Raw genomic sequence first — 22,009 nt, 5'->3', positions numbered from 1 at the left:
AATCAAAAGAACCTATACTTCTCGTTAATTATCTTATTTCACAAAGTGATTTGTGAAATATCACACTTAAAGTAACTGGTGCAAGAGTTAATCAAGATGATCATAGTAGGGTCACCTTAAACTTTTGATTTTGTTTTTAGAATATTATGTTAGTATTGGAGTAGCAGATATTAAGCTAATGGAGCAGAATAACCAATAAAAACTTTCTAAAAATAAGTTTGTAGTATGGGGGAATCAAGATGAGGGAACTGTTTAAAAAATATACTAATAATTTCGAGTTATCTGTCGACCTTGAACATGATGTAGTAACTTTCCTAAAAAGCAATTATTTTACAAATACTGCCGAACACTCTTGTAAGGTAGGGAAAGAAGCCGAAAGACTAGCTCATTCTTTCAATAGTAATGGTGATGTTGCTAAAGCGGCAGGACTATTACATGATATAAGCGTTGTATTTCCTAATAATGAAAGAGCTGTTGTAGTTGAAAAATTAGGGTTAAATGTGTTTGACGCAGAAAGAATATTTCCCCTTATTGCCCACCAAAGAATTTCGAGAGTGATGGCTGAAGAAATTTTTAATATTCAGGATGAAGAGATACTTAGTGCAATTGAGTGTCATACTACATTGAAAAGAGAATCCAGTAAAATTGACCAAATAGTATTTGTTGCGGATAAAATAGAATGGGACCAGGATGGTACTCCGCCGTATATAAATCAGATTAAATCCCAACTTGAATTTTCAATAGGTCATGCTGCTTATGCGTATATAGATTATTTATGGGCAAGAAAAAAGACTTTAAAGGTAGTTCATCCATGGTTAGCAGAGGCACACAAAGATTTAAAAAGAAAATTAGCTTTTTAATAAAGGTTTGCTATTAAATATCTAAAATTGTTATATTCTAGTTGTTATCAAAAGAACTTTAGAAGCCAATAAAGAATGTTAAATAGTACACTTAAACTATCGGGTGCAAGAGTTAAGCAAGGTGATCCTTATGGGGTCACCTTGCTTTATAAAATTCGAGTTTTATCATTGGAATATTATGTTAGTATTTAGATAGGTGTTATTTAGCTAACGGGGCAGTTTAGTGGTACAAGAGACAAAGCATTGGAGATGAAAATGATGGGAATAGAATTAGAAAAGGCTGTTGATTTGCGGAAGAGTGGAAATCATAAAGAATCAAATCAATTACTCACGAAACTGGTGCAGGAGTTCCCTAATAATGCATCAATTAACTATCAGTGTGCTTGGAGTTTTGATTTATTAGGAGAAGAATCGAAAGCAGTACCCTTTTATGAAAACGCAATCAAATTAGGGTTGTCTTCAAAGGAATTGGAAGGGGCTTTATTAGGATTAGGGAGTACGTATAGAACATTAGGCGAGTATGAAAAGTCAAAAAGTATATTTCTAAAGGGGATTGAATCATTTCCAAACAACAGGGCTATTCAAACATTCTATTCGATGACCTTATATAATTTGAACGAACATAGTAAAGCGATGGAGTTATTATTAAAATGCTTAACAGATACAACAACAGACGATGAAATTTTAGGTTATAAAAAAGCGATTGATTTCTACTCGAATAAATTAGATGAAATTTGGGAGTAGTTTGTGAAAAGATGTACTTAAACAAACGGGTGCGATTCTTCAACAAGAAGGATTTTCCTTTTTTTATTGTTGTTGTGTTATTGAAAACAAAGTACTAAATTTTAAGCCACAGAATAAGTATTAAAAACGATAAGAAGCTTACCTCGTTATTTTTTCTTGTTTTCTAACCAAATTTCTTTCACGCTTTTACTAATAGTCGAAGGTGAGTGAACATGGAAAATAGAATAAAAACAAAAATGATAAAGATAATCAGCGGAAACAGGAAAACTAGGTTAACCGTTCAAGTTGCAGATACGCAAGAAAAAATTGAAAAGGGCTTAATGCTTGTTGAAAAATTACCCGAAAATGAAGGGATGTTATTTGTGTTTTCAAGAAAAATATATGCTGGCTTTTGGATGAAAGACACATTAATTCCTTTATCTATTGCTTTTCTTGATTTAAATGGGGAAATTCTAAACATACTAGATATGGAGCCCTGTAAAGGGAATGAATGTCCTATCTATTATCCAAAATTTTCTTATCGTTATGCAATTGAAGTGAATAAAGGATGGTTTGAAAAGAATCGAATCAAAGAAGGAGATTATGTAAAGTTTGTTTGAATTCATCTTACCTCTAACAACTAGGGTATGAGCGAATTAACTGACTTTAACTTAAATTATTTAGACATTTTCTTGTCTAGTACCAGTGTCTTTTATTTCAATTATATATTCCCAGATATCAAGGAAACAATTAATCAGATATTACTAACAATCCACAAAAAAGGTGAACAGCCCTATAACTGTTCACCTTTTTCATCTTTATTCTTCACCAAATACGATATGCCACTCTGATCGTTTAGCGAGAAACTCTTCAGCTAACTCTTTTGCACCTTCTAGACTATGACTAGCTGCCCAACCACATTGCACTTCATTACATGCTGGAACTTCTGTTGCTACTAGAATATCTTTTAATGTTGCTTCTACGGCATCTAATACTTCGTCGTAGTTATCATGGTTAATAACAGATAAGTAAAAACCTGTTTGACATCCCATAGGCCCTAGATCAATGACACTGCTGTGATGGTTACGGATATTTTCAGCCATTAAATGTTCCAGTGAATGCAGTGCAGGCATTTCCATATACTCCTGATTTGGCTGCTTTAGACGAAGATCGTACTTGTGAACAACGTCTCCGTTTGCTCCGGTAGTCGTTCCTGCTAGACGAATATAAGGTGCTCTCACTTTTGTATGATCAAGATTAAAGCTTTCTACGTTCATTTTTTTAACCATGTATTCCACTCCTTAAATTATATTTTTTACTATTTTACCAGATTTACAGTTTCTTTAAGCTAATTTTTTATCTACGCTAGCGGCTTTATTTTCCTTGAATTTAGGGAAGCCAATTAGAATGGCAACTATTCCACATAGAATGATAGCAATCGGATAGAAAGAATAGGTCAAGATGCTAATTGGTGATATAGCTGCTAACCCTGCAGCTGCAAGCATTTGCCCGCCGTATGGTACGATTCCTTGCCATCCACCAGCAAAGATATCGAGGATACTTGCTGATTTTCTAGGATCAATCGCATATTCATCTGAAATATTTTTTGCTAACGGACCTGTTACAATAATGGAAATGGTGTTGTTGGCAGTTGCAATGTCTGTTGCACTAACTAAACCTGCAATCCCAAGCTCCGCACCTTTTTTCGTTTTGATTCTACTTGTTACAAAGTTTAATAACCACTGAATGCCACCGTTATGTTGGATTATTCCAATCATCCCACCAATTAAGATGGCAACGATAGCGATATCTTCCATGTTTATGATTCCCTGTGAAACGGCTTGAACAAATCCACTTAGCGTATATGAGCCATCGGCCAACCCAATAATTCCAGCAAACAATATTCCACCAGTTAATACGACTAACACATTAACACCAGCTAGAGCGGCGACGAGTACCCCTATATAAGGTAAAACTTTCACAATATCAAAAGAGTAATCGCCAATCGTATCAATTTGAGCTCCTGCGGTAACCACCCATAAAAGAATTGCTGTTACGATAGCTCCAGGTAGAACAATGAAAAAGTTTGTTTTAAATTTATCACTCATTTTTGTTTTCTGTGTCCGAACAGCTGCAATGGTTGTATCGGAAATCATCGACAGATTATCACCAAACATTGCACCACCTATAACGGTACCCATGGCAAGCGCAATCGGTATGCCAGTTTGTTCTGCGATCCCAATTCCAATTGGTGCTAGCGCAGCAACTGTACCCATCGATGTTCCCATTGAAACAGAGATGAAACAACCAACCACAAATAGTCCAACCATTAATAGATTGCCAGGAATGACCGATAATCCCAAGTTTACGGTAGCATCGACAGCCCCCATATCCCTGGCTGTTTGCGCGAAAGCACCGGCCATCACAAAAACAACAGCCATTAGAATAATATTAGGGTGTCCTGCTCCTTTCGCAAATATCTCAATTTTACTAGATAATTTCTCTTTTCTATTCATGGCAAGTGCAAAAGCTGCTGCAATAATAACCGCAACATTTAACGGCATATTGGAAAAGTCTCCAGAAATGACGCCAGTGCCAATAAATAGTAGTACAAAAATAAATAATGGTAGTAGTGCAAAAAGACTTCCTTTTGTAGTATTAGCCATCAAAATACCCTCCTTTAATTTGTTTTAAAGTGAATTTGTAAGAACCGTTAATTAGTTCATTGTCATACCGCCAGTTACATTAATTCCTTGGCCAGTCATGTAATCTGAGTAGGTTGATGCCAGAAAAACAACGACATTCGCGATGTCAGCTGGTACAGCCGTTCTTCCTAGTGGAACTTGCGAATGATCTTCTTGTTTAATATCTTCAGCTTGAAGACCGCGTAAGTTTCCGCCAATTACCCTTTCTGTTTGCTTCATCGTTGTTTCAACAATTCCAGGGCAAACGGCATTCACATTAATTTTATCTTTCGCAAGTTCGAGTGCAGCCGTTTTAGTCATCCCTAGTACAGCATGTTTAGAAGCAACATAGCTGCCCATTAGTTGGTAGCCATTCTTCCCAGCCTGTGAGGCGATATTAATAATTTTTCCACCTTGGCCTTGGTCTTGCAGTTGTTTCGCAACGGCTTGCATGCAAAGGTAGACCCCTTTTGCATTCACATTCATTGTCTTATCCCAGTCCTGTTCTTTAATATCTACAAAATAGTCCATGGTCGAAATGCCGGCATTATTGACTAAAATGTCAACCCTTCCGAAATGGGCTATGACTGATTTAACTATTGAGGTTACTTGTTCCGGATTGGACACATCGGCTTTAACATGAAACGTTTTAGTCGTTGTTTCATCGTGTGTTTCTGCCATATCCACAACCACAACCTTTGCACCACAATCTAAAAATGCATCAACAATTGCTTTTCCAATGCCATGTGCCCCGCCAGTGACAATGGCAACTTTATCTGTAAGATCCATCGTATACATTGAAAACGTACTCCTTTCCTGTTGCCACGTTTAGGTGATGAACAATAGATAGCCTTATCCCCAAATCTCTTTTGCCACATCGGCGATAAAATTCAGTTTTGCCCATTGCTGCTCTTCTGTTAGCTTATTACCATGGTGTGTTGAAGAAAATCCACATTGTGGGCTAAGGCAAATTTGATCATCGGAAACATATTTTCTAGCCTCGGCAATTCGAGCTTTTATTGCTTCTTTATCTTCCAGCTCGCCTGTTTTTGAAGTGAAAATACCAATCACTACTTTTGGCCCGCCTGCAGGAACATATTTTAACGGTTCAAATGTGCCGGAACGTTCATCATCGTATTCCAGGAAAAAGCCATCTACTTTTTCTTCAGGAAATAAGCGTGGGGCAATGTTGTCATAAGCGCCGGAAAATGCATAGGTAGATCGATAGTTTCCTCTGCATAAATGGGTAGTCACGGTAAGGTCTGCTGGTTTATCTTCAAGTACGCTATTTACCATGCGAAGGGAGAGATCAAACAATTGATCCATGGTATAGGCATCATCATAGATAAAATCATTATTTGTAACGAACCCTGCTATCGAAACATCATCTAACTGTAAATAACGGCAGCCTGCATCGTAAAAGGCAGCCAACGCTTCTTTATATGCGTTGACAATATCGGTCGCATAGTCCTCGATATTCGGGTAGATATCAGGATTTCTCATACTTACATAAAGTAGTTGATTGGGACTTGGAATCGTTTGTTTGGCAACAGCACGACAGGCAACAATCTTGTCAAATTCAATAAAGTCTTTGATGAAGGGATGCTCTTTATTGAAAGATATCTTCCCGATATTTCGAATATTGTAGGCTTCGGTTTCTTCCTCTTCAAAGTCAAAACCTTTGCTGGGAACATAGCCTTCAATCCCATTAAGGTGTTCCAAAAAGTCCAAGTGCCACCAGTCTCTACGGAATTCACCGTCTGTTACAACATCAAGACCTACTTCGATTTGTTTATCTACTATTCGTTTCAATTCTACTGTTTCCACTTCATATAATTCTTGAGATGTAATTTCCCCTGCTTTATAATCCTTTCTTGCCTGAAGTAAACGTTCTGGACGAAGCAGGCTCCCAACATGGTCAGCTCTAAATGGTCCTGGTGTATTTTGTGTCATTTCTTTTCCCCCTAATTTGTTTGTGAAAGTCTAAATACATATAAAAAAGGCCTCTTCTATAGCAAGAAGAGGCCTTATAACGTCAACGTTAAAATACTTCTTCTTATCTTCAAGCGTTACGCTTCTGGAATTGGCACATTACTCTTAGTGAGCTGCTGCCGAGGTATCGTAGGGCCAGTCCCTCCACCTCTCTGGATAAGAAAATTCGCAATATGTAATTTGTAAAATTAAAGATACAGGATAATGAACTGACCGTCAAGTAGTTTTTGATGGTTGGGAAAAAGGTGGGGGTGTTTCTTCATTTTCGTTTTTAGCACATAATTATTAAATCCAAGAAATATATATCTAAAGATAAGATGGAAGGTTCCAGAAAACAAACTTAGAAGAAAAGCTAAATTCGTTATACCTTAATACCTACAGGGGGCAAATATGGTGCGATTAACAAGTTCTACGAGGCAAAAAATCATCGAGCAAAATGAAGGATTTACTAGGAAGACCTATTCTGAGGATAGAAATTCTAGAGAAGAAAGAATCTATACCATTTCGGCTGGAGTTCTTCACATACGGGCCGTGGGAAATACATCTTGGGCTGATAGCCGTTATGATAAGGAATGGGTTGCCAGTGACGGTGAAGTCCATCGGTTTTTATACAAATATAAATCAGAAATGAATCTTGATGGAATAGAATGAACGATCACATAAAATAGCGAGGCACTCTAAGAAGTTATATCCTAGAGTGCCTCGTTTCGTTTTTTTTCTTCTTGTCTATATCACCTTTAAACACAAGGCGTATATACGTTCTTCGCATGTTATTTTTTCTTCACAGGAAGCCATACCTCGCTATACGCGTAATCCGCTTTTTGTTTATCCATTTTAGTAAACGAAAAGCTAGGAGCAGGGATCACTTCATAATCGGAAGAGGGGAGCCATTCTGAATACGTCTTTGCCATCGTCTCTTGTAGGGTTGATGGAAATGGCCCTTCATTAGGGAAAACCGCCCACGTACAAGCTTCCACCGCCACCTTATCTAGTTGATCACTAACGTTATCGTCTGTTGTTAATACACCGATCAAGTGCGTTAAATCGCCTTCTTCTTTTAAAAACTGAGCGTCCGCATTATAGGATGCATTCACGATTTCATATGGTTCTATATTTTGCAGTGCATGCATTTCCTTCCTTTGCTCTTCCGTTATGCTTTTCGCAAGCTCGACAATTGCGTTATTAACCCCTTCAAATTGCATCGGTACCCGCTTACTTACCCCAACTAAGTTAAATGCTGGTTTATCTACCATTCTAAATTCCATTTCGTTTCCTCCTTTAACTGTTATGACAAATGTGAACTTCGGAAATGTCTTGCTTATCCCTTTTTTTAGTACTTCTGAGGGCAAAAACCCGTTCCATTTCTTAAACGCTCTGGTAAATCCGTCCACCGACTGATATCCATATTTAAAAGCAACATCTGTGACCTTTTCGCCTCGCAACAAATCCTTATTCGCTTCGGATAGTCTTCTGTTTTTTATATACTCATTCAGTGTCATTCCAGAAAGATAAAAGAATATTTTTCGGAAGTGGTAGTCGGAAACCCCGGCATATTCAGAAATGGCTTCAAGCGAGAGATCATCCGTTAACCTTTCTTCCATATAGTCAATGACTTGGTTTAATTCTTTTAACATGGTATCCCTCCTTTCTTTCTACATAATAGCAAAGTGATGTTGGAAATACTCGACATGTTTATGGTGATAAATATCGGATTTCGAACTTTTTAAAATGGAGCTGCTATATCTAAATTAGTGGCTGTATTTTCCCTTTTAACTGGCAGTAAAAGACACACAAAATGAAGGTTCACTTTATGGTGATAATGAATTGGGGAAGGCTTAATACAATGTATCAATTTGCATGTAAGATTCGATTCACAAAAAATCACTAGAAGGTAGCTTATACCTCTAGTGACATTATAATCTTTATTGTCTTTTCTTTTTTTCCATTTTACAATTAACGTTATGATAGCAATAATAAAGAGCAGGAAAAAAATTTGGAACCCGGCATCAAGCCAATTCATTTCTGCAATCTTATGTTATAACACGAGCTTTTCTAGTAATAAGATTATTTTGTAGTATATATCAATGCTTAGCGTTGAGTGAATAAGTATCCAAGCGGTGAAGCTAACTATTTTATTCTGGTGAGTAACCAAAATTGGCGGAAATCTTTTTAGATGTTTCGCTTACTTTACCTGCCAATTCCGATTTTACACGATCCAGCGTTACACGGTTAGTGGGACCAGAGATACTAAAGCTTGCTATTACTTTCCCTCGATAATCATATATTGGCCCAGCAATACAACGAATACCTTCCTCATTTTCTACATTATCTAATGCATACCCTTGCGTCTTAACTTTCTCCACTTCTTTTATAAGCTCTTCTTTTGAAGTGATTGTTAGTGCCGTGCGTAACTCGAAATTAATCTTATCTAACACCTCATGAAAATAAGATGGACTCATTCCGGAAAGGAGTATTTTTCCGACTCCCGTACAATAAAGTGGTGCACGACTGCCGATTGTAGAGTACATCCGGATGTTTTGATTGCTTTCCTTTTTATCGACGTAGAGCACTTCGCCATTATCCTCTACACATAAGTGTACAGTTTCATTCACATCTCTGGAAAGATTAGCAAGAAAAGGCTCTGCCACTTTTATTACATCCATGTTATTTAACATAAGACTGGTTAATCGAATCAATTGATTTCCAAGCATGTATTTTTCTGTCTCTGAATCTTGATGAACATAATCTAAATTCACGAGGGTGGAAGTAATTCTATGTGTAGTACTTTTTGTGAGTCCTACCTCTTTAGCAAGGGTAGTTATACGTACTCCCTCCGGTTTATTGGAAAGCACTTTTAATATAGCAAATGCTCGTTCAATAGATTGAACGTTCGACATATGGTTCGCTCCTTATAAGTAAATAATCGTCTATTAATCTAATATAAATAGTAGATCAAATTTTACCATTTGTAAAATGCCTGTGATAAAGCATTTTGTATGTGCAGTTGTAAGTTTATAAATTTTAAAAATTTAGTATTGCCATACATGTAAGCGCTTGTTATAATGTATTTGTGGAACACGGTTCTGCATTATGGAACAAACTGTGGATACATACATGAAACGACTTGTAAAAACTACCATTTCCACATATAAATTAGGGGGAGTGAAGTCTATATTAAATATTGAGATTTTTTTCTTTTGTATTTTTTGACACCGTTTACATTAAGGGTTTTTTACTAAGAATTTCTAAAGTTATAGTGTGTCCAATGATCACCTACTAACTAATCTGTTAAATAAGGAGAGCAATTTTTAATGGCTAAACTTAACGTTTTAATCACCGATTGCGATCATGGAAATGTAGATATGGAAAAGAAAGTATTTGACGAGGCTAATATTTCGTTTGAACTAGCAAAGTGCAAAACCGAATCAGATGTGATAGCGAATGGCAAGGGGTATGAGGTTTTTATTAATCAGTATGCTCCGATAACGGAGAAGGTTTTTGAAAGTTTACCAGATTTAAAATATGTTGTACGTTATGGTGTTGGAGTAGATAACGTTGATGTAGAGGCAGCAACGAAACATGGGGTGCAAATTGGTAATGTGCCTGATTATGGAATGAATGAAGTAGCAGACCAAGCTTTAGCTATGATGCTAAATTTCACAAGAAAAATCAACTTAATGAATGATTATGTACGTAAAGGGGTTTGGGATTACCAAAAAAGCATCCCACTTTATCGACACAGTGAACAGACAGTTGGGGTTATCGGTATTGGGAGGATTGGAAGTTCATTTGCCAAAAAGGTCAAGGCCTTAGGATGTAAAGTAGTTGGCTATGATCCCAAATATCTAACCAAAGAAAAAGATTCTAGTAACTTATCAGAGTTGGTTGATGAAGTTGTAACGTTAGAAGACTTATTAAAGCAGTCAGATGTTGTATCCATTCATTGTCCATTGGATAAAGCGCGAAATTTAATCGGAGAAAAAGAATTACAGCAAATGAAAGAAACAGCGTATCTAATTAATGTATCTCGTGGAGGCATTATTGATGAACAAGCTTTAAATAAGGCATTAACGAACAATTGGATTGCTGGTGCTGCAGTTGATGTTGCAGAAGTAGAACCAATGGATCCTAACGCGGAATTGCTTAAGCATGATAACTTTATTATTACGCCGCATATGGGCTGGTATTCTGTGCAAGCAGCACTAGAACTAAAACGTAAGGTGGCAGAGGAATCTGTGCGATTTATTAATGGAGAAAATATCCATTATCCGATTAATACAATCTAATGCTAAGGAGCTGTTATGAATGAGAAAAACAATGAAGTTTTTCATGTTATTTGTAAGTGCTTTATTATTATTGGTAATTATTTCAGCCTGTGGAGATAATACGGAAACATCTGGTGAAGGCTCAAGTTCAAGTTCGGAACTATTAAAAGTAGCATTCAACCAACCTGAAAACCACCCTCAATTTAAAGCAATGGAGTCTTTTGGTGAAAAGTTTAATGAACTAACGGATGGAAAGTATGAAATTGAGGTATCACCTAACGCATTGTTAGGCGAACAGAGAGAAACAATTGAACTTGTGCAATCAGGTACTATCGCAATGTCGATCGTTGGTGGAAGCTTGATGGAAAACTTTAATGAGGATTTTGCGGTGTTTAACCTTCCGTATGTATTCGACTCAAAAGAACATCAAATGGCAGTAGTAAATGATCAAGAAATAGTTTCTGATTTATATAGCTCTGTGGAAGATGAAGGAATGACGGTAGTTGGTGCTTTCCATGGCGGCGTGCGAAACGTTTATAACAATGAGCGTCCCGTAAATACGCCAGAGGATATGGAAGGATTAAAAATTCGTGTTATGGAAAGTGATACAAATGTACAAATGCTTGAATTAATGGGTGGTATTGGTACGCCAATGGGGCAAGGTGAGGTTTATACGGCTATTCAATCAGGTGTGTTGGAAGGTGGAGAGAATAACGAGTTAATCTACAATGATCTAAAACACGTAGAAGTAGCTCCTTACTACAGTTATACCCAGCATCTAATGGTACCTGATTACCTAATCATTAACTCTGACTTGTTTAATGGGATGAGTGATGAACATAAAGAAATTTTTATGGATGAATTATCTGCAGCTATTGATATGGAAGTTAAACAGTTCGATGAGGATGTTCAGGCTGCGAAAGAAGCTGCAGAAGCAGAAGGTGCTGAATTTAACGATGTGGACATTTCAGTCTTCCAAAGTGAAGTAGAGCCATTAATTCAAGAAAAACTAACTTCTGATACTGCACAAGAACTATATGAAAAAGTTCGTGAAGCAGCGGAATAGTAAATGGAGTTGAATTTATTATGGAAGCAGTAAAAAGGGTTCTAGATAAGGTATTGGCAACAATATGTGTTGGTTTGTTCGGCTTCCTAGTATTGCTCGTTACTTGGCAAGTATTCACTCGGTTCGTTTTAAACGATCCGAGTGTTATCTCCGAAGAGTTAGCAAAGTATTGCTTTGTATGGTTGGTATTGTTTGGGGCAGCTTTTGTGTTTGGAGAGAGAGGACATATGGCAGTGGAATTTATTAAAGATAAGTTCCCGGCGAAAATTAAATTGGCAGTAGAGATTTTTATCGAAGTAGTGATTATGGCTTTTGTAACTTTTGTACTCATAATGGGAGGCTTGTACGCTACAGAGATTGCTTGGAATCAACTTTCTGCATCCTTACAAATCTCAGTTGGCTATTTATATGCAGCATTACCATTGAGTGGAGTATTTACTATTTTTTACTGCCTTTACAATATTGCTCGTATTATAAAAAACAAAAATTCTATAGAACAGCTGTAGTTCTGGCAGAGGGGAGAATACTATATGGATATCGCTGTTCAAGCCGGATTAATACTTCTATTAGGCATAGCTTTCTTCCTCATAATTGGGGTGCCGATAAGTATTGGGGTTGGGATTTCTTCAGTGCTGGCTATGTTTACAATAGTAGATTTTGATGATGGATTATTAACCTCTGCACAACGAATGTTCACTGGTATTAATTCATTTACACTTTTGGCTATCCCGTTCTTTATTCTAGCAGGGGTAATTATGAACAATGGGGGCATAGCCACAAGGCTAATAAATTGTGCGAAGATCTTAGCTGGTAGAATGCCAGGATCCTTAGCACATACTAATATATTAGCTAACATGTTATTTGGTTCAATAAGTGGTTCTGCAGTAGCATCAGCAGCAGCTGTTGGAAGCACCATGGGAGAATTACAAGCAAAAGAAGGTTATAAAAGAGAATTTAGTGCTGCCGTAAATATAGCTTCCGCACCTACTGGGATGCTAATTCCTCCGAGTAATATTATGATTGTTTTCTCATTAGTCAGTGGTGGAACTTCCATCGCAGCACTCTTTCTAGCAGGATATCTACCAGGCATTTTATGGGGGATTGCGTGTATTTTAGTAGCCCTTTTCATATCTAAAAAAAGAGGATATAAGAGTCAGATCCAAATTAGTTGGAAACAAAGACTTCTAGTTATTTTAGATGCAATACCAAGTTTGCTGTTAATCGTTATTGTTATTGGTGGAATAATTGGTGGGGTTTTTACGGCAACAGAAGGTTCTGCTATCGCTGTTGTTTACTCACTATTATTATCTTTTCTTTACCGCTCCATTAAAATTAAAGACTTACCTAATATATTATTAGAAGCGACGAGAACGACTTCTATCGTGGTCTTTTTGATTGGCGTTTCATCTATCATGTCATGGGTTATGTCTTTTACTAACATTCCAAGATTAATAGCCGATCTATTATTATCCATTACCGATAATATGATTTTCATTCTATTAATCATGAACATCATCCTGTTAATTGTTGGTACCTTTATGGATCCGACTCCTGCGGTACTAATATTTACACCTATCTTTTTACCAATTGCAGAGAGCTTTGGAATAGACCCAATTCAATTCGGTATCATGATGGTTTTAAATTTAAGTATTGGTACAATCACTCCACCTGTAGGGCCGGTGTTATTTGTTGGGGTAAGGGTGGCCAAGTTGCCAATTGAAAGTGTGATAAAGCCGTTGATGCCATTTTTCTTAGTGTCTATTGCTATTCTGTTGTTAGTAACCTTTGTACCTTCTATTTCTTTATTCATACCGGAACTGTTTGGTCTATTAAAGTAAAAGTGATGGCATTAGCTAACAGGGGAGTATCTCTTGGAGGCTAGCCCAATTCTACTATCTTAGTTATTACAGAAGGAGTGATTTTTTTGAAGTCGGTAGTTTATGAAGGACCAAAAACAGTTTCTTTCCAAGATAGACCTAAACCTACTTTTACTAAAGGATGGGCATTAATTAAAACTTCACATGCGGGAATTTGTGGGAGTGATTTAAGCATTTATGCGGGGGTCCATCCACGAGCTGAAGCACCGCTTGTGATGGGGCATGAATTCTCTGGAACCATTGAAGAGGGTCATCCCACGTTAAAAAGAGGAACACGAGTTACCGTCAATCCTTTACTACGTTGTGGAGAATGTCACCCATGCAAAACTGGTCAAAGCCATGTTTGTGAAAACTTAAAACTAGTTGGGATCGATTGTGATGGTGGTTTTGGAGAATATGTTAAAGCTCCAATAAATTGTATTGTTCCATTGCCAGATAACTTGCCTATGCGTTTAGGTGCATTAATTGAGCCATTTGCTGTAGCTGTACACGCTGTTAGACAAGGCAAATATTTACCGGGAGACAATGTAGTCGTGTTTGGTGCTGGGACGATAGGCCTTTGTGTTGCACTTACCTTAAAGTCTTATGGTGCAACAAATGTTACAGTCGTTGAGCCAAATGAACGTCGCTTGGCAAAAGCTAAAGAACTTGGTTTTAAAACCATAAATCCAACTACTAAAGAACTAAAAGAAAAGATACTAGAAGCTACTTCGGGAGTGGGAGCTGACTTTGTATTCGATTGTGCAGGGCATCCATCCGTTGTAGAATCCCTAACAGAAATTGTAAAGGTTAGAGGGAATATCATTATCGTCGCTATGTATAAACAGCCTCCTAAGGTTGATATGCGCGAGGGGATGTTCAAAGAGTTATCCATGAAGTTTGTCCGGGTCTATACAGATAAAGATTTTGAAATCGCGATTGAATTATTATCTAACAATCCCGAATTCGAGAAAATTATTACGCATTATCTAAGACCGGAGGAAGCAGGTAAGGGATTTGACTTATTAACAACCCAAACGGACGCAGTAAAAGTTATGTATGACTTTACATAGGAGGTATAAAAAATGAATGACTTATTTGATTTAACTGGTAAAGTTGCTGTTGTGACTGGTGGCAATCGAGGACTTGGAAAAGGGATGGCTCTTGGATTAGCCAGTGCAGGAGCGGATGTTGTGATTATTGCAAGGAATGTAACAGAAGATGTGCTTGATGAAATCCGAAATGAAGGTGTGAGAGCACATGGGATTAATTTTGACCTATCTAATTTTGATGAGTATGCATCCCTAGTTAATGGGATAGTGGAGGAATTTGGAAAAATCGATATCTTAGTAAATAATGCAGGAGTCCAAAGTCGCCACCCTTCTGTAGAGTTTCCAAAGAAAGACTGGGACTTTGTTATGGACATTAATGCTAATGCTGTTTTCTTTCTCTGCCAAGCCGTTGGTAAACATATGATAGAACGCGGAAAGGGTAAGATAATTAATTTAGCTTCGATGCTTTCTTTTGAAGGTGGTTATACGGTACCAGCCTATGCTGCTAGTAAAGGTGCTGTTATGCAATTTAGTCAATCGCTATCAAATGAATGGGCCAAGCTTGGCGTCAACGTGAATTGTATTGCGCCAGGGTATTTTGCTACAGAGATGAATACAGCAATTATGGAAGACGAAAATCGTTATAACAGTATTTTAGAGAGAATCCCTGCTGGAAGATGGGGGAATCCAGATGACCTAAGAGGTGCTGCTATTTTTCTAGCTTCTAAGGCATCGGATTATATGAACGGCTATACCATCGCTGTTGACGGCGGGTATCTTAGTAGATAGGTAGTAACTATTTTTTGAAATCTTATATATGAATTATTGATATACAGAAAGGGGAATTTTGATGGAAATCAGATATGCTACAAATCCAACAGACTTTAAACATTACACAGGGGAACGTATAAGAAATGATTTTCTAATTGAAAATCTGTTTGAAGAAGGAACAATAACAATGGTGTATTCACACTATGATCGTTTAATTGTAGGTGGTGCCGTTCCGACTGACAAACCGCTTGAACTAGAAGATAAGGAAACATTGAAGACGGAGTATTTCCTCGAAAGAAGAGAGGTTGGATTCTTCAATATATCAGACAACAAAGGAAAAATTAAAGTTAATGGTGAAACGTATGAACTGGGGAAAAGAGATTGTCTGTACGTAGGAAAAGGGAATGAGGAAGTATTGATTGAAAGTGTGGACCCATCCAGCCCTGCTAAGTTTTATGTTGTCTCTGCTACAGCTCATAAAACCTATCCTACCCAAATAATGAAACTAGAAGAAGCTACGCATAGACATTTAGGGGATGATTCTCAATCTAACAAACGGGATTTATATCAATATATTCATGCAGATGGTATTCAAAGCTGCCAACTTATGATGGGAATGACTTTCCTATCTCCAAACAATATGTGGAATACGATGCCCCCGCATGTGCATGACAGAAGAATGGAGGCATACTTGTATTTCGATCTTGATGAGGATGAAAAGGTTATGCATTTCATGGGCAGTCCAGAGGATACTCGTAAAATAGTCGTTTCCAATGAGCAGACTGTTCTTTCACCACCATGGTCTATCCACTCAGGTGTTGGTACAAAGAACTATACGTTCATCTGGGCAATGGCAGGAGAAAACTATACCTTTGATGACATGGATCATGTCGATAAGAATGATCTAAAATAAAAAACAGCAATAAAAATATAAGCCTGTAATAGGCTTATATTTTTATTGAAACATCGATCGTGGAGATGATTTTCATTGAAAACAAGTGAGTTAAAGAAAAAAATAGCAGGTGAAAAAGCGGTTGATTCAATAGAAAATGGTATGACGATTGGATTGGGTTCAGGTTCAACTGTCTATTGGATGCTTCGAAAGTTAAAGGAAAAAGTGGATAGCGGATTAAACATCAAAGGAATACCCACGTCAAAACGAACCGAGGGGTGGGCAAAAGAGTTTGGAATTCCACTAACAGATTTTAGTGAGACAACGAAAATAGATTTAGCAATCGACGGTGCTAACGAAATAGATACGAATCTCAATCTGTTAAAAGGTGGAGGGGGCTCTCTTGTTAGAGAAAAAATTGTAAATCATTTGGCTAATCGTTTAATCATTATTGCTGATGACGGTAAGTTATGTAACCAGCTTGGAAAACACCACTTACCAGTAGAGGTAGTTCCTTTTGGCTGGAAAGCTACGGCTAGGAGTCTAGAACAACTTGGATGCTCAACTACTATGAGGTTGCAGGATGAACAAGTGTTTATTTCAGATAATGGAAACTATATCATAGATTGTCATTTTGGATTGATAGAAAATCCTAATAAGTTACACGAACAATTAAAATTATTGGTTGGTGTTATAGAAACAGGTTTATTTTGTAACATGACGGACCTAGCCATTATTGGCCATGAGGAAAAAGTTGAATTACTTAGGTGATTTGACAAACGGGCACTTAGGGAGGAATCGTATATGAAAGACATCATAACAATTGGTGATGCAATGATTGCATTTAATCCTGTTACCACTGGACCAATGCGCTTTAGTGAGTCATTTGTAAAAAAAGTAGGTGGAGCAGAACTAAATGTAGTAATCGGATGTTCTCGCCTTGGGTTAAGTACTGGATGGATAAGCAGGTTGGGGAATGATGAATTTGGGAAGCATATTCGAAATTTTGCCAGAGGTGAAGGGGTAGACGTATCGCAAGTTGAATTAGTTGAAAACTACCCTACTTCGTTAAATTTTAAGGAAATAAAAGAAGACGGAAATGTAAATACATTCTACTATCGTGAAAAGTCTCCTGTATTAACCATGACCCCAGATAGTTTGCAGGAGGAGTATTTTCGAAATGCTAAGATCCTACATATAACTGGAATTTTCCCAGCAGTTAATACGGAGAACAATCTTCCTATCATGAAGCAGGCTATAAAGTTAGCCAAGAAACATGGTGTGATGGTTTCGTTCGATCCGAATATTCGTCTGAAATTATGGAGTAAAGAAGAAGCCAGTCGTATATTATCCAGCCTTCTCCCAGATGTAGATATATTACTTGCAGGAAGTGAAGAAATGGAAATCATCCTTGGGATAAATGAACCTAAAGCTATTATTGAGGCATGTAAGAAGTTTGGTATTAAATATGTCGCAATAAAAAAGGGTTCTGAAGGTTCGGTTGGCTATTATAACAATGAACAAATAGAGCTCCCAGCAGTTAAAGTAAAGAAAGTGGTTGATACGGTTGGGGCTGGAGATGGATTTAATGCCGGTTTTCTCTACGGTATTACAAACAATTGGCCCCTTGAAAAAACGTTAACATTTGCTAATACAATAGGAGCGATGGTTGTCGGGGTTAAAGGAGATAATGAAGGTCTACCTTATTACGATGAGGTTCTGGAACAACTAGGTGAGAAAGAGATTATAGAAAGATAGTGGAGGACGGGACTAAGTAAATATTGATGAGGAGGAGAATGAAAGTGTACGATAAATTAACGACACTTCAACAGTTAATTGAAAATAAAATTATTGCTGTAATCCGCGGGGAGAACGTCCAAGAAGCAGCGAAAATCGTTGAAGGTGCTTACTTAGGTGGAATTAAAGTAATGGAAGTTACGTATACGGTACCTAATGCTTCTAAGCTAATTAAAGACCTGTCCGAACAGGATGATAAGGATTGGGTTATTGGGGCAGGAACGGTATTAGATGAGGTTACCGCAAGATTAGCAATTCTATCTGGTGCATCATTTATTGTTTCCCCTTCATTCGATGAAAAAGTAGCTAAGCTTTGTAATCGATATCAGGTACCATACATTCCCGGTTGTTTTACTGCCAGTGAAATTATTAAAGCGATGGAGGCTGGAGCGGATATTATAAAGATCTTTCCAGGAAATGCAGTTTCCCCTTCCTTCATTAAAACGATAAAAGGACCAATCCCTCAAGTAAACCTAATGCCTTCTGGGGGAGTTAATCTTAATAATATTACGGAATGGATAGATAACGGAGCGGTAGCTGTTAGTATTGGCAGCAATATTTATAAGGATAGTATAGAAGAAATAAAAGAAGCTGCGTCTGAAATAGTAAACATCATGCAAAGGTAGTGGATAAGTCTAATTAGTCACAAGGTATTGGAAGATGGATTAGATTATCTATTTTTGGAAATTTCCCCTTTGCACTTTAAAAGTCTAAAAGAGTTGCCTGACTTAAACATTATACAAGTAACTGCTAGATAACATAATCAGGTCATTACTAGTCTTAGTCTTTGGAAGTCGTTTATTGGCTTCATTAACAATAAGGTAGTATATGAATTGGTTTGCCAAAATTGCTGTAAGAATAGTTTATCTTGTTAACTCCTTGCTTTGCTCATCACTAGCAATTTTGTAGTGGTGAGCAGTTTAACTCAGAGGAGTTTGATAAAATTTACAAAGTAAATGCATATGGAACTTTTTACATGATTAAGCATGCTGTTACATATATGAAAGAGAATAAATCAGGGAGTATTGTAAATGTGGGTTCTAACAGTACTTTAACTCCAACAGATTATCCCGGATATGCTAGCTCTAAGGGAGCGGTACGTACCATGTCATACACGTTTTCTGGTATTCTTGCTAAGGATAAAATTCGTGTGAATGCTTTAATTCCTGGAACCACCAGAACGCCAATGGTACAGGCTATTTTCGATAATCCGGAGTTAGCAAAGAAATATATTGAAACCATTCCACTAGGTGAAGTTGTAGAACCCGAAGACCTTGCCAATGGGGCACTTTACCTAGCCTCAGATGAAGCACGCCGCGTGACTGGAACAGAATTAGTTGTTGACGCAGGTATGTCTTTATAATTGTAAAGGAGACTGAAACTTTTCGTTTTAATCCCGTTAACCATCAGTCCATATCTACGGCTTAGATATGGACTGAAATACTAAAACACCAGATATCCATTAAATAAAGGATCTCTGGTGTTATTTTATGGTGTAACAATTGTTCCATCAGGTATTCTACTTTGTGTCCATTCATGGGGTCTATATACGACTGGATATTCTGCTGCTTTTTCTTCATCAAATTCGACACCAATCCCAGGTTTTTCAATTGGATACAGAAACCCTTTTTTTGGCTTTGGAACATAACTAAATAGGGATTCTGTCGTTTCTTTCCCAACGAAAACAGAAGAGATAGTATGATGAATTCATAAGAGTTTTATAATACTTTAACTAGTATTACTTCACTCAATCCAGCTTAACAAGTTGTCTTATTTTGTAACCAAAACAGGACTACAGCCAGCCCTCTATTAAATGAAATATATTGGATTCTTTAGCTTTTCTAATAAGATAATGCATATCTATATTATCTTTGTGGATGTAAAACATACGATAAGCCCATTCATAATCCTCATCTTCCTTTGGGTAGTTTTTAAAAGAAACTCCCTCTACTCTATGGATGATGATGTCCTCCACTCCAATTACATAAATTTTGCGGCCGGAGGGAAGTGTGAGTTCATAGACATGTTCCTTACTTCCTTCTAACTGGCTGCTCGGTACTTCAACAGCTATTTCAAAATCTTTATGATACCAAACTCTTTGTATTTTATCGAAACCAAGAGATAAAAGGACTTCATTAAACAAATCCCATCCCTCGCTAACGAAATCGATGTCGTGGGTGTGATAGTCATCCCTAGTGTATATTTCTACTGATAGTCCTCCTACAATAATAGGATGGATGTTTTTTGAAGCCAAGTATTCGGTCAACAAAGAAGAAAACTCTAGCTGCTTTTCGAACTTCGGCTTATCTTTCAATTTGTTGAATTCTTTTTTAAGCTCCTCAATTGTAATCATAATACAAGCGCCTTTTCCCAATACTTCTTATTTTCCCAGCCTCTACGGCTTTTTCCCACCTGTTTAAAGAGATTTCATCTAATGCTATTTTTTCGCCTGCAGAACGAGCTCTTGATTTTTTTCGTCGTTTTGAACCAAATTCTTTTTGTATGATTTCATTTGCCTGTTTCTTATTTGTAATGATGTTGTCATCGATATCATTTAAATTAATCTTTCTCATTAAAACCACCCCTTTTACCAATTCCTAAAGGTAATGTACTTTAATAAATACTCAGTTGAACACCTTCATATTCTAATTATAATCATTTCTTGTCCAAATGAAACTCTTCATGAAACGATTTCTGAAATGATTACTATTGTTGATTACGCTAGCCGCCTCCATCTTTTTTACGGGATTTATTAAACTTCCCCAAACTTCAACCCATGATAAACCCTCGTTATATCCTAATATGGTTTTCAAGGTCTGGAGAGCTTTTTGGCCCACACTAAGTTATGGATGTTCCTCGATTTCTTATTCGCTGAAATAATTAAAAACATTAGTCTCCGATTTTCATCTGCCATCAGGGGGTCCTTTTTTGCCAATTACTCAGTAGGATATGATTCCTTCACTGCCTTAGTAAGAAATCTAGCGTCTATTAAATCGTTAATATAGGTGTCAATGGTGCGATGGTATTTTGTAACTGGTTCATTTAAAAAGGACGTTTCACGCACGCCTTCCATATGATAGGAATCAACTGGCCAGTGCAGGAGATTTCCTTGTTCATCATAATACCAGTCTTGTTATTTTCGAGAAGTGAAAATGGGATGTTCAACGGAAAAAACAAAGCTCCCCAGGTTTTAATGAATCATGAACCTTTTCACAAATTGTTTTAAATGATTTAACATAGTGAGATGCAAGAGAGCTGATTACAACGTGAAATTGTGAGTGTGAAAAATCGATGTCTTCGATTGGCCCTAATATTTGAAATGGAAGGATCTTGTGGCATTTCACGAGCTCTTTAGATCATTTTTTCAGAAATATCCACACCTGTCACAGAGCGTGCTTTTGTTCACGTGCCTCTCGACAATGCCAACCGAAACCACAGCCTAAGTCAAGAACCATTTACAGAGCGTGGCATTTGTTCGTATGTAGAAAAGAAATTTGGATAGTCAAATTTATTCTGTTTCATTGTGAATCCATCACCTGTTTTTAATGTAATCAAGTAGGATTAATTAGTAGCACCGCCCCAATCAGAACGATAAGAATAAAGACGTAACGTTCAAATTTATGACTAGGGATACGCCGATGTATAAAAGTACCTAAAATAGTTGCGACAATTATAAATGTCAAGGAAAGACCAAAGAGTGTAAATACATCCTTTGTCCATAATCCTCCAAGTGCTTGGCCTAGAACTGCTGGCCGATCGATGTGACGCCATCCTGTAGTAACGGCAAGCAAAGCTAGTGTAAGCCCGGCCAATCCAATCAGCGATATAGCAGTATGTAAATCTAATGGTAGTAGTGCAAGAAGAGGCATCCCTATAACAGCTTCTCAAAAAAAACGTTGCTCTCATTAAAGAGCCGAGTAAAACAACGGCAATGACAAATAGGATGAGTGTGGTAGACATATAAACATATAAAACAACTCCAGTAGATTAATAATATAGCATCAATTATCTATCTCTACTACATCCTGGCGTAACCTGCCGTAAGATTCCC

The 22,009-nt window shown here is 37.2% G+C and carries 23 protein-coding genes, 2 pseudogenes and 1 riboswitch; of the genes and pseudogenes, 15 read left to right on the top strand and 10 right to left on the bottom strand.

The features are described 5' to 3' along the window. Nucleotides 1-239 precede the first annotated feature (239 nt). From yqeK to LG273_RS15385, 3 genes are all read left to right on the top strand, one after another. Nucleotides 240-860: a bis(5'-nucleosyl)-tetraphosphatase (symmetrical) YqeK gene (gene yqeK / locus LG273_RS15395; protein ID WP_404455153.1), complete on the top strand. Its 621-nt coding sequence runs from the start codon at nucleotides 240-242 to the stop codon at nucleotides 858-860. A gap of 258 nt (nucleotides 861-1,118) precedes the next feature. Then, nucleotides 1,119-1,604: a M48 family metallopeptidase gene (locus LG273_RS15390; protein WP_193064230.1), complete on the top strand. Its 486-nt coding sequence runs from the start codon at nucleotides 1,119-1,121 to the stop codon at nucleotides 1,602-1,604. A gap of 212 nt (nucleotides 1,605-1,816) precedes the next feature. Then, the gene (locus tag LG273_RS15385) at nucleotides 1,817-2,203 is read left to right on the top strand and encodes a DUF192 domain-containing protein (RefSeq protein ID WP_404455150.1); all 387 of its coding nucleotides are present in this window, start codon (nucleotides 1,817-1,819) and stop codon (nucleotides 2,201-2,203) included. A gap of 198 nt (nucleotides 2,204-2,401) precedes the next feature. Here the strand turns inward: LG273_RS15385 and LG273_RS15380 are convergent, their stop codons facing one another. From LG273_RS15380 to LG273_RS15365, 4 genes are read right to left on the bottom strand one after another with little or no spacing between them, the layout of a single operon-like run. Continuing rightward, on the bottom strand, nucleotides 2,402-2,872 hold the full coding sequence (locus LG273_RS15380; RefSeq protein WP_404455147.1) for an S-ribosylhomocysteine lyase: 471 nt from the start codon (nucleotides 2,870-2,872) through the stop codon (nucleotides 2,402-2,404). A 54-nt stretch (nucleotides 2,873-2,926) separates the two neighbouring features. Further along, nucleotides 2,927-4,249 (bottom strand): Na+/H+ antiporter NhaC family protein, encoded by a 1,323-nt coding sequence (locus LG273_RS15375; protein ID WP_404455145.1) that lies wholly within the window; start codon nucleotides 4,247-4,249, stop codon nucleotides 2,927-2,929. Between the two features lie 51 nt (nucleotides 4,250-4,300). Beyond that, on the bottom strand, nucleotides 4,301-5,065 hold the full coding sequence (locus tag LG273_RS15370; RefSeq protein WP_404455142.1) for an SDR family NAD(P)-dependent oxidoreductase: 765 nt from the start codon (nucleotides 5,063-5,065) through the stop codon (nucleotides 4,301-4,303). Between the two features lie 54 nt (nucleotides 5,066-5,119). After that, nucleotides 5,120-6,220 carry a 5-methyltetrahydropteroyltriglutamate--homocysteine S-methyltransferase gene (locus LG273_RS15365; protein WP_404455139.1) on the bottom strand — a complete coding sequence of 367 codons (1,101 nt, stop codon included), beginning with the start codon at nucleotides 6,218-6,220 and terminating at the stop codon, nucleotides 5,120-5,122. A 100-nt stretch (nucleotides 6,221-6,320) separates the two neighbouring features. Further along, a riboswitch (SAM riboswitch) is annotated at nucleotides 6,321-6,422 on the bottom strand. A 230-nt stretch (nucleotides 6,423-6,652) separates the two neighbouring features. On the opposite strand from LG273_RS15365, the gene LG273_RS15360 reads away from it, so the two are divergent. After that, on the top strand, nucleotides 6,653-6,910 hold the full coding sequence (locus LG273_RS15360) for a hypothetical protein (RefSeq protein WP_404455136.1): 258 nt from the start codon (nucleotides 6,653-6,655) through the stop codon (nucleotides 6,908-6,910). A gap of 119 nt (nucleotides 6,911-7,029) precedes the next feature. On the opposite strand, the gene LG273_RS15355 is transcribed toward LG273_RS15360, so the two are convergent. Next, entirely contained in the window at nucleotides 7,030-7,893 is an 864-nt protein-coding gene (locus LG273_RS15355) for a GyrI-like domain-containing protein (RefSeq protein WP_404455133.1), read from the bottom strand. A gap of 498 nt (nucleotides 7,894-8,391) precedes the next feature. After that, a complete protein-coding gene (locus LG273_RS15350; protein ID WP_404455130.1) occupies nucleotides 8,392-9,156 on the bottom strand; it encodes an IclR family transcriptional regulator in 765 nt (254 codons plus the stop codon). Nucleotides 9,157-9,570: 414 nt separating this feature from the next. Between LG273_RS15350 and LG273_RS15345 the strand changes: the two genes are divergently transcribed. From LG273_RS15345 to LG273_RS15295, 11 genes and pseudogenes are all read left to right on the top strand, one after another. Then, on the top strand, nucleotides 9,571-10,545 hold the full coding sequence (locus LG273_RS15345; protein WP_404455127.1) for a C-terminal binding protein: 975 nt from the start codon (nucleotides 9,571-9,573) through the stop codon (nucleotides 10,543-10,545). Between the two features lie 19 nt (nucleotides 10,546-10,564). After that, nucleotides 10,565-11,590 carry a TRAP transporter substrate-binding protein gene (locus LG273_RS15340; protein WP_404455124.1) on the top strand — a complete coding sequence of 342 codons (1,026 nt, stop codon included), beginning with the start codon at nucleotides 10,565-10,567 and terminating at the stop codon, nucleotides 11,588-11,590. A 20-nt stretch (nucleotides 11,591-11,610) separates the two neighbouring features. Then, nucleotides 11,611-12,096, top strand: coding sequence for a TRAP transporter small permease (locus LG273_RS15335; protein WP_379560290.1), 486 nt, complete (start codon nucleotides 11,611-11,613; stop codon nucleotides 12,094-12,096). Nucleotides 12,097-12,120: 24 nt separating this feature from the next. After that, nucleotides 12,121-13,428, top strand: coding sequence for a TRAP transporter large permease (locus LG273_RS15330; RefSeq protein WP_379560291.1), 1,308 nt, complete (start codon nucleotides 12,121-12,123; stop codon nucleotides 13,426-13,428). A gap of 86 nt (nucleotides 13,429-13,514) precedes the next feature. Further along, nucleotides 13,515-14,519, top strand: a complete 1,005-nt coding sequence (locus tag LG273_RS15325; RefSeq protein ID WP_404455120.1) for a zinc-binding dehydrogenase — start codon at nucleotides 13,515-13,517, stop codon at nucleotides 14,517-14,519. Between the two features lie 12 nt (nucleotides 14,520-14,531). Then, nucleotides 14,532-15,287, top strand: coding sequence for an SDR family oxidoreductase (locus tag LG273_RS15320; protein ID WP_404455118.1), 756 nt, complete (start codon nucleotides 14,532-14,534; stop codon nucleotides 15,285-15,287). 61 nt (nucleotides 15,288-15,348) lie between these two features. Next, the gene (kduI, locus tag LG273_RS15315) at nucleotides 15,349-16,182 is read left to right on the top strand and encodes a 5-dehydro-4-deoxy-D-glucuronate isomerase (RefSeq protein ID WP_404455115.1); all 834 of its coding nucleotides are present in this window, start codon (nucleotides 15,349-15,351) and stop codon (nucleotides 16,180-16,182) included. A gap of 75 nt (nucleotides 16,183-16,257) precedes the next feature. Continuing rightward, nucleotides 16,258-16,932 (top strand): ribose 5-phosphate isomerase A, encoded by a 675-nt coding sequence (rpiA, locus tag LG273_RS15310; RefSeq protein WP_379560297.1) that lies wholly within the window; start codon nucleotides 16,258-16,260, stop codon nucleotides 16,930-16,932. Nucleotides 16,933-16,965: 33 nt separating this feature from the next. Further along, nucleotides 16,966-17,919, top strand: coding sequence for a sugar kinase (locus tag LG273_RS15305; protein WP_404455111.1), 954 nt, complete (start codon nucleotides 16,966-16,968; stop codon nucleotides 17,917-17,919). 44 nt (nucleotides 17,920-17,963) lie between these two features. Continuing rightward, a complete protein-coding gene (locus LG273_RS15300) occupies nucleotides 17,964-18,584 on the top strand; it encodes a bifunctional 2-keto-4-hydroxyglutarate aldolase/2-keto-3-deoxy-6-phosphogluconate aldolase (RefSeq protein ID WP_404455108.1) in 621 nt (206 codons plus the stop codon). 299 nt (nucleotides 18,585-18,883) lie between these two features. Then, nucleotides 18,884-19,321, top strand: a pseudogene (locus LG273_RS15295) (SDR family NAD(P)-dependent oxidoreductase); the annotation flags it as partial. A 429-nt stretch (nucleotides 19,322-19,750) separates the two neighbouring features. Here LG273_RS15295 and LG273_RS15290 read toward each other — a convergent pair. The 4 genes and pseudogenes from LG273_RS15290 to LG273_RS15275 form a co-directional block, all read right to left on the bottom strand. After that, on the bottom strand, nucleotides 19,751-20,311 hold the full coding sequence (locus LG273_RS15290; RefSeq protein ID WP_404455105.1) for a hypothetical protein: 561 nt from the start codon (nucleotides 20,309-20,311) through the stop codon (nucleotides 19,751-19,753). Next, nucleotides 20,298-20,531, bottom strand: a complete 234-nt coding sequence (locus tag LG273_RS15285; RefSeq protein WP_379560302.1) for a hypothetical protein — start codon at nucleotides 20,529-20,531, stop codon at nucleotides 20,298-20,300. Before LG273_RS15285 ends, LG273_RS15290 begins: the two co-directional genes overlap by 14 nt. Nucleotides 20,532-20,767: 236 nt before the next feature. After that, nucleotides 20,768-21,480, bottom strand: a pseudogene (locus tag LG273_RS15280) (class I SAM-dependent methyltransferase). A gap of 29 nt (nucleotides 21,481-21,509) precedes the next feature. After that, on the bottom strand, nucleotides 21,510-21,827 hold the full coding sequence (locus tag LG273_RS15275; RefSeq protein ID WP_404455103.1) for a hypothetical protein: 318 nt from the start codon (nucleotides 21,825-21,827) through the stop codon (nucleotides 21,510-21,512). Nucleotides 21,828-22,009 lie beyond the last annotated feature (182 nt).

The organism is Oceanobacillus kapialis (genome assembly GCF_044790185.1).
Classification (GTDB): Bacteria; Bacillota; Bacilli; order Bacillales; family Amphibacillaceae; genus Oceanobacillus_B; species Oceanobacillus_B kapialis.
Note: the sequence above shows the minus strand (reverse complement) of the source record. Positions and strands in the feature narration are given on the sequence as shown.